The organism is uncultured Flavobacterium sp., assembly GCF_963975515.1.
GTDB lineage: Bacteria > Bacteroidota > Bacteroidia > Flavobacteriales > Flavobacteriaceae > Flavobacterium.
Window position 1 is genome coordinate 93,470 of sequence record NZ_CAXBGY010000012.1, and the last position, 13,588, is coordinate 107,057.

Here is a 13,588-nt window from a genome sequence, read left to right on the forward strand (position 1 = left end):
GCAAAAAAAACATCAATGAACTATAACTCTGTTCAAATAGTAGGAATCAAATTCTATAATGGATTAGTAAAAGGAGTTTTTGATTTTCTACATGAAAAAGGAGGATTACTAACAGTTCCTGCTGCTCCGGCTTTAGTAACAATTAAAGAAGATAAAGCGTATTATGAATCTTTATTAAAATCAGATATTATAATTCCAGATAGTGGTTATATGGTATTGATTTGGAATATTTTATATAAAAACAAATTAAAAAAAATATCAGGATTAGAATTTATTAATTATTTTTTATCACAAAGTGATAGAGTAAATCAAGGTAAATTGTTTTTAATTAACCCTTCAGAACTTGATGGACAAATTAATACGCAATATTTAAACAATGCCAAATTTGATTTAGAAGAAACATATAATTATACTGCACCATTTTACAAAAATGATGTTACCGATATTGTTTTACTATCCAAAATAGAAGAGAAAAAACCAAAATGGATTTTAATAAATATTGGAGGAGGAACACAAGAAAAATTAGGACTGTATTTAAAAGAAAACTTATCCTACAAACCTGCAATCTTATGTACAGGAGCGGCATTAGCCTTTAAAACAGGTAGACAAGGAAAAATGCCAAATTGGATGGATCAAATTTACTTAGGGTGGTTACATAGATGTATTTCAAACCCCAAAATATTTATACCCAGATATTTAAAAGGATTCAAGTTATTAAGCATGATTTTAGAGTATAAAACGAATGCTATTAAATGAAAATGTTACAATAGTTACAAAAAAATAAATTAAAAAAATTATATTTGTAGACTAAATAAAATATTACATTAAAAATATAATGAAAAAGATATTAGTTTGTGGTGCAGGTGGATTTATTGGAGGACATCTTGTTAACCGTTTAAAATCAGATGGATTTTGGGTACGAGGAGTAGATTTAAAAGAAAACGAATACGGAAATAATAATTCAGACGAATTTATATTAGGGGATTTGAGAGATCCTGAAGTTGCCAAAAAAGTTGTTAAAGGTATAGACGAAGTATATCAATTAGCTGCAGATATGGGTGGTGCAGGATATATTTTTACTGGTGAACATGATGCAGATGTTATGAATAATTCAGCATTATGTAATTTAAATGTACTTGGTGCATCACAAAAAGAAGGCGTAAAAAAGATTTTTTATTCTTCATCAGCTTGTATGTATCCAGAATATAATCAAATGGATCCTGATAACCCAAAATGTTCAGAAGATTCAGCTTATCCAGCAGCTCCTGACAGTGAATATGGTTGGGAAAAACTATTTAGCGAAAGATTATACTTATCTTATCAAAGAAATTATGGAATCGAAGTCAGAATAGCAAGATTTCATAATATTTTTGGACCACAAGGAACTTGGAATGGTGGAAAAGAGAAAGCACCAGCTGCAATGTGCAGAAAAGCTGCTGAAGCGGAAGAAGGAAACCAAATAGAAGTTTGGGGTGATGGAAAACAAACAAGATCTTTTCTATATATTGATGAATGTGTTGATGCTGTAATGCGATTAATGAATTCAGATTTTTCCGGACCTGTAAATATTGGTTCAGAAGAAATGATTTCGATTAATAATTTTGCCCAAATGGCTATTGATATTTCGAAAAAAGATTTAAAAATTAAAAATATTGAAGGACCAACGGGTGTTAGAGGTCGAAATTCAGATAATAAGCTTTTATTTGAAAAACTAAACTGGCAACCAACCCATAGTCTTAAGGAAGGTATGCAAAAAACATATGATTGGATTGAACAACAAATTAATCTGAATAAATAATAAAAAAGCGAGTTTATATAAACTCGCTTTTTTATTATTTATATTTAATATATTGCATCCTTTAATATAGTAATTAAAGTGAATTTATAATGATAAATTTTCAATCAAGTTTTCAGAAAATAAAAGATGAAATCAAAAAAGATAAACAAGAAAATTTTTTCAACATCTTTTTTATTTTATTTCTAGTTAGTATTCCATTACCTCATACTCTCAATAATTTTTTTGGAGCATTATTTCTGATTTCAAATTTAATTAGTATTAAAAAAAATGGATATGTAAACAAGTATTTATTTCTTCCAATATTTTTATTTTTATTAATGCTTTTATCACTTATATATACAGTTGATAAAAGTGAAACGGTTAAAGCAATAATAAAAGAGTTTCCTTTATTAATTGTTCCTTTAGTTTTTATTCTAAACGGCAAAAAGTATAGAATTAATAAACAAATGATAGTTAAAACATACAGCTACTCAATTGTTTTGTTTTCTATTTATTTTCTATTTAAAGCATTTATAAGTTTTTTATATTCAAATAATTTTAATGTTTTTTTAAGTCATGATTTAGTTTCAAAAGAATTGAACGCTATACACGTATCAGTTTTTGTAAGTACGGCTTTTTTCTACTTTTTAGTTAAAGACACAAAAAAAACAGCAGATTATTTTTTAGCAGTTTATCTTTTTATCTTTCTACTATTGCTATCTTCTAAAATTATAATTTTCACCACATTAGTACTTGTTGCCATTTATTTTTTCTTTTATTCTAAATCGGCTAACAAAATGAGATTGCGAAACTTAACAATTATTATTACTGTTTTTATCGGATTTTTATATTTCGGAAAAATTAAAGAAAAATTATTATTTGAATTTAAAATTAAAGCAGAAAGCAATATCGGCCATACAGTAATTAATAAAAAAAATATAGGCTCAAACATTATTAGCATGAAAGAAGCTTGGTATAATGAAAAATTCAACCAAACAGATTATTTTTCAGGCTCTTCTTTTAGAGTTTACCAAGCACGTATGTTTTTTGAGTTTTTACAGGAAGAAAATATTTTTTGGAAAGGGTTTGGACTAAACGCATCCTATAAAAAACTAGAAGAAAAAGGAATTCATTACAATGTTTTTCAAGGAAATAATGAGGTTGAAGGCTATCAAAAAAAGAATTTTCACAACCAATATATACAGATTTTTGCGGAGTTAGGCGTTTTTGGTTTTCTTATTTTAGTGCTAATTTTGTTCTTTAACCTTAAAAACGCCATTAAACACAAAGATTTTATACATATTGCTTTTGCAGTTCTAATGATTAGTTTATTTTTGACAGAATCTTTTTTGTGGAGACAAAGAGGTGTTGTTTTTTTTACACTATTTTACTGTCTCTTTAATAATACAAAAAAAGAATAAATTTCAATTAGATGAAAAGAATATTAATTACTGGTGCTGCTGGTTTTTTAGGATCACATTTATGTGACAGATTTATAAAGGAAGGCTATTTTGTAATTGGAATGGACAATCTTATTACAGGAGATTTAAAAAATATTGAGCATTTATTTAAAGATAAAAACTTTGAATTTTATCATCATGACATTACAAAGTTTGTTCATGTGCCAGGAAAATTAGATTATATTCTTCATTTTGCTTCACCAGCAAGTCCAATCGATTATTTAAAAATTCCTATTCAAACATTAAAAGTTGGTTCTTTAGGTACTCATAATCTTTTAGGTTTAGCTAGAGTTAAAAAAGCTAGAATATTAATTGCATCAACATCAGAGATTTATGGCGACCCATTGGTTCATCCACAAACGGAAGAATATTATGGAAATGTAAACACTATAGGACCAAGAGGTGTTTATGATGAAGCAAAACGTTTCCAAGAATCAATAACAATGGCTTATCATACCTTTCATGGTTTAGAAACAAGAATTGTTAGAATTTTTAATACTTATGGGCCAAGAATGCGATTAAATGATGGTCGTGTAATTCCGGCTTTTATCGGTCAAGCATTACGCGGAGAAGACTTAACTATTTTTGGTGATGGAAGTCAAACAAGATCATTTTGTTATGTGGATGATCAAGTAGAAGGAATTTATAGATTATTACTTTCTGATTACCACTTACCTGTAAATATAGGAAACCCTGACGAAATCACGATTAAGGATTTTGCAGATGAGATTATTAAATTAACAGGAACAAATCAAAAAGTTGTATATTATCCCTTACCAATGAATGATCCTTTGCAAAGACAACCTGACACGACTAAAGCGAAAGAAATTTTAGGTTGGGAAGCAAAAGTTACCAGAGAAGAAGGAATGAAAATAACATATGATTATTTTAGATCTTTATCAAAAGAAGAATTAATGAAAGAAGAGCATAAAGATTTTACAAAATATATTCACTAATGTAATGAACAAAGGCAGATATTCAAAATATATAAGACCGTTTAGTCTTTTTATTGATATAATTACAATCCTATTGCTTTTTCCTTTTTTTTTTAAAGGATTAAACATAGATTTTATATTATTTGGAACTTTTCTTTTTATATCCTGGATAGTTGTTTCGTTTTTTACAAAATTTTATGAAGTTTTTCGTTTTACAACTCCAGTTGAGATACTTTCCAAAATTGCAAAACAAGCCGTTTTTTTTACGCTTGTTATTATTGCTTTTTTTCCTTTTTACAAAAAGGCGCTTTTTAGTGGCAAAGCAATATCATTATATATTTTAGCACTGTTTTTTATAATAATAATATTAAAAACATTACTTTTTTATTATTTAAAAAAATATCGTTTATCTACAGGTAATAATTATAGAAATGTTGTAATTGTTGGATTTACAGAAGAAGCAATAAACTTAAAAAACATTTTTAATGAAAGAGATGATTATGGATATAGGTTCAAAGGCTTTTTTTCAGATAAAAAAAAGAATGAAAAAATAATAGGCAAAACCAATTTGCTACCTGCTTTTTGTATTGAAAATAAAATAGATGAAATTTATTGTTCATTAAATGAAATTTCAAATGAACAAATGAAAAACTTAGTAGAATTTTCAGATGAAAATAAAATTGAAATTAAGTTTATTCCAGATTCAACAGATATTTTTTCTAAAAATTTTAGAACAAATTATTACGAATTGTTTCCTGTTTTAACACTACAAAAAACACCACTTCACGATCCTACAATTCAACTAATAAAAAGAGCTTTTGATGTTGTTTTTTCGCTACTAATAGTTGTAGGTGTCCTTTCATGGCTAACACCTCTTATGGCACTTTTAATTAAATTAGAATCAAAAGGGCCTGTTTTCTTTAAACAAAGTCGTCCAGGAATTAATGAAGAGGAATTTAGTTGTTACAAGTTTAGATCTATGAAAATAAATGGATTAACCGAAACAGAAGCATCAAAAAACGACCCAAGAGTTACTAAAATAGGCAGGTTTATAAGAAAAACAAGTGTTGATGAAATTCCTCAATTCCTTAATGTTTTAAAAGGAGAAATGTCTGTAGTTGGGCCAAGACCTCATTTATGGTCGCAAAATGTAGCTTATGGAAATAAGGTTAAAAAATATATGGTTCGTCATTATGTAAAACCCGGTGTAACAGGTTTAGCTCAAGTTAAAGGTTTTAGAGGTGAAATCGAAACGGATGACGATATGATTAACAGAATTAAATTTGATGTTTTTTACATCGAAAATTGGTCATTTATCATGGATATTAAAATAATCATTCAAACGGTCATAAATATATTTAAAGGAGAAGACAAAGCATATTAATGAATAATTTAGTTTCCATTGTTACTCCAACATTCAATTCAGCAAAATATATTACTGAAACCATTCTATCTGTTCAAAAACAAACCCATAAAAATTGGGAAATGATTTTGGTTGACGATTGCTCTTCTGATAATACAGTAGCTATTATCAAAGATTTTATAGCAAAAGACAAAAGGATACAACTTCATCAATTAGAATCAAATTCTGGACCAGCAGTAGCTCGAAACAAAGGAATTGAAAATGTTTCTGGAAAATACATGACGTTTTTAGACGCAGATGATATTTGGTTTGAGGATTTTATCGAAAATAGCATAAAAACCATTCAAGAAACCGGAATTCATTTTGTGTTTTCTTCTTATAAACGTTCTGATGAAGAACTAAACTTCATTTATTCAGACTTTATTGTTCCTCAAAAAGTTACTTACACAGATATTTTGAAATCAAATTCTATTAGCTGTTTAACCGCTTTCTTGGATATTGAAACTTTAGGCAAAAAATCAATGCCTTTAATTAGAAAACGCCAAGATATGGGTTTGTGGTTGCAGTATTTAAAAGAAATTCCATTCGCTTACGGAATTCAAGAACCTAAAGCCATTTATCGAATTAGAGAAAATTCACTATCTAGAAAAAAATCAAACCTACTTAAATATCAATGGCAGTTTTACAGAGAAGTTGAAAAATTAAATATTTTTCAATCTACATATTACATGCTACATTGGATGTATAGAGGTTTTATGAAATATAGGAATTAAAGCATAGACTGAAACTGCTTCAATTTTCCTCTTTTTGTTCTTTCAAGAAAATCTTTTCTAGTAAAAACAAATTTTAAATTAGGTTCTAAATACAACTCAATAGCACTTTCAATATGCTTAATTTGTGATGAAGTTAAATCAAATTTACTTACATAATCAATTTCAAAAGAGTCGATTTTAGTCTGTTTAACGATAAACTCTTTTACATTTCCATCATCTTCAATAATACTTTTAGTGACATAGTAAAACGTTAAACCTGGAGATTTTTTTCCGCTAGGTAAAATCGCAACATCATTAGTTCGACCAATTAATTTTTTAAGAATAGGCTTTTTAAAAGTACTTTTTTCATCTAAAGCTCCAACATCACCAATTTCATATCTAATAAAAGGATGTGCTTTGTTATATAAAGAGGTAATCACAATTTTTCCTTCTTTTCCATTTGGAACTGGTTGATTGTTGTCGTCTAAAATTTCAACAAAAAGAGTTTCAGAATTAACTTGCCATTCGTTTTTTGGATTTTCAAAAGCTATTAAATCCAATTCAGAAGCACCATATTCATTCACAATTGGAACACCAAATTGATTTTCCATTAATGTTTTATCTTCTTCAAAAAGCATTTCAGAAGTTACCAAACAGACTTTTAAGGTTGGACAAATATCTTTTAAAACAATGTTTTTGGTCTGTAAAAATTTAGCAAATAAAACAATCGAACTTGTATAACCATTGATGTAATCAAACTTTGATTTCTGAAACTTTGACAATACTTTTTCTAAAAAGGCATCCGACAAATCAAAAATAGAAAAACGATAACGATTACTCAAAAAATCCTTTAAACGCTCTTTTTTATTACCAATAAAATCTAAAGGAATTCCATAAAAACGAGCTTGATAACTTGAATTAAAATCAATGCCATACCAACCAAAACGATAAATTATAGAAGCCCAAGTCAAAGCATGACATTCTTTATCTTTTGCAAAAACAAAAGGATCGCCACTAGAACCAGAAGTTTTATTTACAAAAACTGTTTTTGGAGAATAACCATATGAAAGTCTTTCTGATAAAGGTTGTTGTAAATCTTTCTTAGTTAAAACAGGTAAATTATTCCAATTTCCAATTTCCGATATATTAACAAGTTTCTTATAAAATGAATTGTTTTGAAGGTGAAAATTTACAATTTTAGTGCGTTTTGCCATTACATAATCTTCAAATTTCTCATCTGGAATAGCTATAATTTTTTCAAATTCAGCTTTAGCTTTCTTTATAGGAAAACCATTTAATCGTAAAGAAAAATCAAATAATTTGAACACGTTTTGTAAATTTTATCAAAAATAAGAAAACTAAAACTTTTTAAACGAAAATTATATTTTAAAAACAAAACAAAGTATTTTTGCCATAACAAACAACACACAGACAAAATGAATATTTTACTATTAGGTTCAGGAGGAAGAGAGCATGCTTTAGCTTGGAAAATGTTACAAAGCGATAAATGTCAAAATTTATATGTAGCTCCAGGAAATGCTGGAACAAGTCAAATCGCGACAAACATTGATTTAAATCCGAATGATTTTGAAGCGGTCAAAAAGATTGTTCTTCAAAACAAAATCAATATGGTTGTCGTTGGACCAGAAGATCCTTTAGTAAATGGTATTTATGATTTTTTCCTAAATGATTCTGACTTAAGTCAAATTCCTGTTATTGGTCCATCAAAAAAAGGAGCACAATTAGAAGGAAGTAAAGAATTTGCCAAACAATTTTTAGTAAAAAACAATATTCCAACAGCAAGATATGAAAGTTTTACGGCTGAAACTGTTGAAAATGGTTGTAAATTTTTAGAAACACTTGATGCTCCTTATGTTTTAAAAGCAGACGGTTTAGCAGCAGGAAAAGGTGTTTTAATCCTAAATGATCTAGAAGAAGCTAAAACTGAATTGAGAAGTATGTTGGTTGATGCTAAATTTGGAAGTGCAAGTTCAAAAGTAGTTATAGAAGAGTTTTTAGACGGAATTGAATTAAGTTGTTTCGTTTTAACTGACGGGAAAAATTATAAAATTCTTCCAACAGCAAAAGATTATAAAAGAATTGGCGAAGGAGATACAGGTTTAAATACAGGTGGAATGGGAGCAGTTTCTCCAGTTCCTTTTGCGGATGCAGTTTTATTAGAAAAAATTGAAACTCGAATTGTAAAACCTACGATTCAAGGATTTCAAAACGATAATATTGATTACAAAGGATTTGTTTTTATAGGACTGATAAATGTTAAAGGGGAACCAATAGTTATTGAATATAACGTAAGAATGGGTGATCCGGAAACAGAAGTGGTTATGCCAAGATTAAAATCGGATTTAGTCGAAATTTTTGATGCAATTGCTAAGCAAGAATTAGATAAAATTACTTTAGAGATTGACGAGAGAAGTGCAACAACTATCATGGTTGTATCTGGTGGTTATCCTGAAGAATATGAAAAAGGGAAGGAAATTTCAGGATTAGAAACAATTGAAGATTCATTAGTTTTTCATGCTGGAACTAAACTTGAAAATGGGAAAGTAGTTTCAAACGGAGGTAGAGTTTTGGCCATCACATCTTATGGAAATTCGTTTGATGAATCCATAAAAAAATCTTATCAAAACATAAATAAATTACATTTTGATAAGATGAATTATAGAAAAGATATAGGTTTCGATTTAACCTAAAAACGAATGAGCTGTAGTATCATCATTATCTTCACCATTACTTTTAAAGATATTTAATTGTTTTGTCCAATAAACCATTGCAACAATACAAATGATGATAAATAACCAGTTGATTAGGTTTGCTGTCCACCAATTAGTTAATTCTAATTCTCTTAACCAATCGTATGGTTTTAATAAAAAGTCAACAAAAAGTGATGCGAATCCTTCAAAAAATGCTTTCATTTTTTTAATAGTGTTATATTTACATCACAAAAGTAATAAATATCTTTATGATAGCAAGTGTTTTTAGCAAAACTAGACCAATTAATTATTTAATATTAGGAATAATATCTTTATTCTTATATGGTTTGTATCAATTTAAAGAAACAAGTTGGACAAATGATAGCTGGCAGATAACACAAAAGATAGGTTTGTTCCTGTTTTTGTTTGCCTCTTATTTTCTACTTAATTTTTTAACGTTAAAAAATAACTTAACCAAATCGAATAATTATACTATTCTTTTGTTCTCCATTTTTTTGTTTCTTTTTCCTTTAATTTTTAAAACGCCAAACGTAATAATTGCTAATTTTTTATTGTTATTAGCACTGAGAAGATTAATTTCTTTACAAAATTTAAAAAATACTAAAGAAAAAATATTTGATGCTTCTTTTTGGATATTTGTAGCAACTTTGTTTCATTTTTGGTGTATTTCATTTATAATTTTAGTGTTTATTTCTATTATTTTTCACGTTTCAGGAAATTATAAAAATTGGATTATTCCTATATTAGCTTTGTTTTCAGTTGCAATTTTAAGTGTTTTATTAGATTTAATCTTAGACAATAATTTAATTACTGATATTTATAATGAAATCAATACAAGTTTTAATTTTAGTTATTTTGAAAACATCTATCAAAATATAGCTTTAGCCGTATTTAGTTCAGTAGCCTTGTTGTTCTTTTTTACTCAAATTACTGAAGTACAGAATAAGCCTCTAAATCAACAAGCCACTTATAAAAAAATACTGTTTGCTTTTTTATTGGGTGTCTTAATTTATGTTTTATCCAACCATAAAAATAACAGTTACCTAATATTTAGTTTAGCACCTTTATCTATTTTAGGAGCCAATTTTATAGAAAACATCAAGACCAATTGGATGAAAGAAACAACGCTTTATTTATTAGTTTTCGTTTCAATTACCATGTTTTTATTGCAATTATAATTTACTTCCATAAGCCAAATCACCAGCATCACCTAAACCAGGAACGATGTAGTTTTTCTCATTTAGTTTCTCATCACAAACAGCAACCCACAAATGACAATTTTTAGGCAGATTCTCTTCTAAATAAGCAATTCCTTCTGGAGCAGCAATGACAACAGCAATGTGAATCTCTTTAGGTGTTTCTTCTATAATTAATTTATTAAAAACAGCAACAATTGATTGACCTGTTGCCAACATTGGATCAATCAAAATCAAATTTTTACCTTGAAAAGAAGGAGCGGCTTGGTACTCTACTAAAATTTCAAAATCATCATCATTATTGTAGTGATGTCTGTAGGCTGAAACAAAACCGTTTTCTGCATCATCGAAAAAGTTCATAAAGCCTTGATGTAAAGCCAAACCAGCTCTTAAAATAGAACATAAAACTACATTGTCGGCAACTGTTGTTGTTTCTTTAACTCCTAAAGGAGTTTGTACTTTTATGTCTTTATATTCTAACGTTTTACTTAATTCATAAGCCATAATTTCGCCTATGCGTTCTATGTTTTTTCTAAAACGCATACTGTCTTTTTGAATGTCAACATCTCTTAATTGCGTTAAAAAATGATTTAGAATACTGTTTTCTTCGGAGATATAATGAATGTGCATTGGAATATTATTTAGATTTTGAGGATAAAAGTATAAAAATTCTCTATTTTTGTACAAATTAACACCATATAATTATGTTTGCGAAATTTGCATTTACCATTTTTGAAAAAAGTATCAATGATTATCATGTACATGATAGTGTAGATCAACCTATTAATAACCCTTATCCTAAAGATCAAATTGAGCATTTATTGTATGCTAAAAATTGGGTTGATACAGTACAATGGCATTACGAAGATATTATTCGTGATCCACAAATTGATCCTGTTGCAGCACTAACTTTAAAAAGAAAGATTGATGCATCAAATCAAGTTCGTACGGATATGGTTGAATATATTGACAGTTATTTTCTTCAAAAATATAGTGAAGTTAAAGTCAAAGCTGATGCAAAGATCAATACAGAAAGTCCTGCTTGGGCAATGGATCGTTTGTCAATTTTAGCTTTAAAAATACATCACATGAACGAAGAAGCTACAAGAACAGAAGCTTCGTCTGAACATAGAGCAAAGTGTCAAGAGAAATTAAATGTGCTTTTGGATCAAAAAAGTGATATGTTTAGTTCAATAGACCAATTAATGACTGACTATGAAAATGGTGATAAATTTATGAAAGTGTACAAACAAATGAAAATGTACAACGACGATGAATTAAACCCAGTGTTGTATCAGAATAAAAAATAATTTCAAAAAATAACATTTTAAACCATTAAGAAATTTAGAGTATTAAGTAACGCTTAATTTAACTGAATGTCTTGATGGTTTTTTTTAAATAAATTAAATTGTTTAAAAACGGAAAACACATATTAGTAATAAGACTCTCAGCGATGGGTGATGTTGCGATGACAGTACCTGTTTTGAGAGCTTTTTCTATTAAAAATCCTGATGTAAAAATCACGGTTGTTTCTCGACCATTTTTCAAACCTTTTTTTGATACCATTCCAAATGTTTCTTTTTTTGGAGTTGATTTAAAGAAAAGACATAAAGGTTTTTTAGGATTACTACGTTTATTTTCAGACTTGAAGAAATTTGGAATAACTCATGTTGCTGATTTACATAATGTTTTGCGATCAAAAGTAGTTCGAAATTTATTCGTTTTAACTGGTAAAAAAGCTGCAGCAACAGACAAAGGTCGTGCCGATAAAAAAGCATTAACCCGATCTGAAAACAAAATTTTTGAACCTACAAAGTCAATGTTTGAAAGACATATTGAAACATTTAATAAATTAGGCTTTCAAATTGACTTGTCAAATCCAACCTTTCCTGAAAAAGCTGTTTTATCAAACAATATTTTGAGTAAAATTGGAGAGATTTCCGATTTCTCGGAAATGAAGTTAATTGGAATTGCTCCTTTTGCTCAATACGAAAGTAAAGTCTATCCTTTAGATTTAATGCAACAAGTGATTGATGAATTAGCCAAAAAACCAAATCAAAAAGTCTTATTATTTGGTGGTGGAAAAGAAGAAATTCAAAAATTAGATCAATTACAGAACCATCATAAAAATGTAATTGTTGTGGCTGGAAAACTAACTTTTTCGGAAGAACTGCAATTAATATCAAATTTAGAGGTAATGCTTTCAATGGATTCTGGGAACTCACATATTGCAGCGATGCTTGGGATTAAAGTTGTTACAGTTTGGGGAGCAACACATCCTTTTGCAGGATTCAAACCATTCAATCAACCTATGGAAAACTGTTTGGTTTCTGACAGAACAAAATATCCTTTATTACCAACATCTGTTTATGGAAATAAAAATGTTCCGGGTTATGAAGATGTAATGCGAACGATTTCGGTTGAGGAAATAGTTTCAAAATTATAGTCTATTTATAACTCAAATTAGTTGAGAAGCTGAATCAAGTTCAGCTTGACAAAGAGTGACGTTATATTTTTTCAATTGAAAAGATTATTACCTAGTAGCTCTGTCTTTTGTCATTCTGAACTTGATTCAGAATCCAATACAACTCATCAACCTATTTCAACAGTTCAGAATATTAAATTATTTCTAGTAATTTAATTCCTTTAGGTTTGTTCTATAAAATTAAAACATCATGGAACAAGTCATTAAAATCTTCATTTATATTCACGCTTTTTTTGGAGGAATTGCTCTTTTATCAGGTTTGGCAAGTATTTTATTTGTCAAAGGAAGTCCAAATCACAAAAAATCAGGAAAAGTATTTTCTTATGGAATGGTTATTAGTTCTATAATTTCGCTACCTATTTGTTGGTTACCCAATCATGAAAACAATTTTCTATTCTTAATCGGAATTTTTACAATTTACTTAGTAATTTCTGGAAATAGAGTGTTGTTATTCAAAAAGAAAAAAGAAGCAAATTTTACTGATAAATTGATTTCAGGTGTAATGTTTGTAGCTTCTTTATTTATGTTGTTTTTTGGAACTTACTTTCTTTTAAAAAGCAATTCTGGTGGAATATTATTTTTGTTTTTTGGGCTAACAGCTTTCTTAATTTCTATAAGAGATTTCAAGTTTTACAAAAATATAGATAAAAGTAAAATTCTACCTTTTCACATTGGAAAAATGACAGGTGCATACATTGCTTCAGTCACTGCTTTTTTAGTTGCAGGCTTGCGTTTTGAAGGCTTAATCTATTGGATTTTACCTTCAATAATTGGAGTATTTTTTATTATTTTTTGGACAAAAAAAGTTAAAAAGGCTTAGTATTTAGTATATTTCACTAATCACTAATCACTAATCACTAATCACTAATCACTAATCACTAATCACTA

General features: G+C 28.3%; 14 protein-coding genes. 11 read left to right on the plus strand and 3 right to left on the minus strand.

Translation table 11 applies throughout. The annotated features are described in order from the left end of the window. Positions 1-15 precede the first annotated feature (15 nt). From AAC008_RS12605 to AAC008_RS12630, 6 genes are all read left to right on the plus strand, one after another. On the plus strand, positions 16-756 hold the full coding sequence (locus tag AAC008_RS12605; protein WP_339889647.1) for a WecB/TagA/CpsF family glycosyltransferase: 741 nt from the start codon (positions 16-18) through the stop codon (positions 754-756). A gap of 79 nt (positions 757-835) precedes the next feature. Continuing rightward, positions 836-1,798, plus strand: coding sequence for an NAD-dependent epimerase/dehydratase family protein (locus AAC008_RS12610; RefSeq protein ID WP_339889648.1), 963 nt, complete (start codon positions 836-838; stop codon positions 1,796-1,798). Positions 1,799-1,887: 89 nt separating this feature from the next. After that, positions 1,888-3,198 carry an O-antigen ligase family protein gene (locus tag AAC008_RS12615; protein WP_339889650.1) on the plus strand — a complete coding sequence of 437 codons (1,311 nt, stop codon included), beginning with the start codon at positions 1,888-1,890 and terminating at the stop codon, positions 3,196-3,198. Between the two features lie 11 nt (positions 3,199-3,209). Continuing rightward, positions 3,210-4,193, plus strand: a complete 984-nt coding sequence (locus tag AAC008_RS12620; RefSeq protein ID WP_339889651.1) for a UDP-glucuronic acid decarboxylase family protein — start codon at positions 3,210-3,212, stop codon at positions 4,191-4,193. Between the two features lie 4 nt (positions 4,194-4,197). Then, positions 4,198-5,556: an undecaprenyl-phosphate glucose phosphotransferase gene (locus AAC008_RS12625; protein WP_339889652.1), complete on the plus strand. Its 1,359-nt coding sequence runs from the start codon at positions 4,198-4,200 to the stop codon at positions 5,554-5,556. Then, entirely contained in the window at positions 5,556-6,308 is a 753-nt protein-coding gene (locus AAC008_RS12630; protein ID WP_339889653.1) for a glycosyltransferase family 2 protein, read from the plus strand. Before AAC008_RS12625 ends, AAC008_RS12630 begins: the two co-directional genes overlap by 1 nt. Here the strand turns inward: AAC008_RS12630 and AAC008_RS12635 are convergent. Further along, entirely contained in the window at positions 6,305-7,615 is a 1,311-nt protein-coding gene (locus AAC008_RS12635) for a phenylacetate--CoA ligase family protein (protein WP_339889654.1), read from the minus strand. The genes AAC008_RS12630 and AAC008_RS12635 overlap by 4 nt on opposite strands. Before the next feature lie 108 nt (positions 7,616-7,723). Here AAC008_RS12635 and purD point away from each other — a divergent pair, with 108 nt between their 5' ends. After that, entirely contained in the window at positions 7,724-8,998 is a 1,275-nt protein-coding gene (purD, locus tag AAC008_RS12640; RefSeq protein WP_339889655.1) for a phosphoribosylamine--glycine ligase, read from the plus strand. On the opposite strand, the gene AAC008_RS12645 is transcribed toward purD, so the two are convergent. Further along, positions 8,990-9,220, minus strand: a complete 231-nt coding sequence (locus tag AAC008_RS12645; protein WP_339889656.1) for a uracil phosphoribosyltransferase — start codon at positions 9,218-9,220, stop codon at positions 8,990-8,992. The genes purD and AAC008_RS12645 overlap by 9 nt on opposite strands. Positions 9,221-9,267: 47 nt before the next feature. Between AAC008_RS12645 and AAC008_RS12650 the strand changes: the two genes are divergently transcribed. After that, positions 9,268-10,197 (plus strand): DUF6427 family protein, encoded by a 930-nt coding sequence (locus AAC008_RS12650; protein ID WP_339889657.1) that lies wholly within the window; start codon positions 9,268-9,270, stop codon positions 10,195-10,197. Here AAC008_RS12650 and upp read toward each other — a convergent pair. Beyond that, complete coding sequence (gene upp / locus AAC008_RS12655) at positions 10,192-10,845, minus strand: uracil phosphoribosyltransferase (protein ID WP_339889658.1); 654 nt, start codon at positions 10,843-10,845, stop codon at positions 10,192-10,194. The genes AAC008_RS12650 and upp overlap by 6 nt on opposite strands. A gap of 74 nt (positions 10,846-10,919) precedes the next feature. Here upp and AAC008_RS12660 point away from each other — a divergent pair, with 74 nt between their 5' ends. The 3 genes from AAC008_RS12660 (at position 10,920) to AAC008_RS12670 (ending at position 13,520) form a co-directional block, all read left to right on the plus strand. Then, positions 10,920-11,525: a DUF4254 domain-containing protein gene (locus tag AAC008_RS12660; protein WP_339889659.1), complete on the plus strand. Its 606-nt coding sequence runs from the start codon at positions 10,920-10,922 to the stop codon at positions 11,523-11,525. A gap of 143 nt (positions 11,526-11,668) precedes the next feature. Continuing rightward, complete coding sequence (locus AAC008_RS12665) at positions 11,669-12,661, plus strand: glycosyltransferase family 9 protein (RefSeq protein WP_339889666.1); 993 nt, start codon at positions 11,669-11,671, stop codon at positions 12,659-12,661. Between the two features lie 229 nt (positions 12,662-12,890). Then, the gene (locus AAC008_RS12670) at positions 12,891-13,520 is read left to right on the plus strand and encodes a hypothetical protein (RefSeq protein ID WP_339889661.1); all 630 of its coding nucleotides are present in this window, start codon (positions 12,891-12,893) and stop codon (positions 13,518-13,520) included. Positions 13,521-13,588 lie beyond the last annotated feature (68 nt).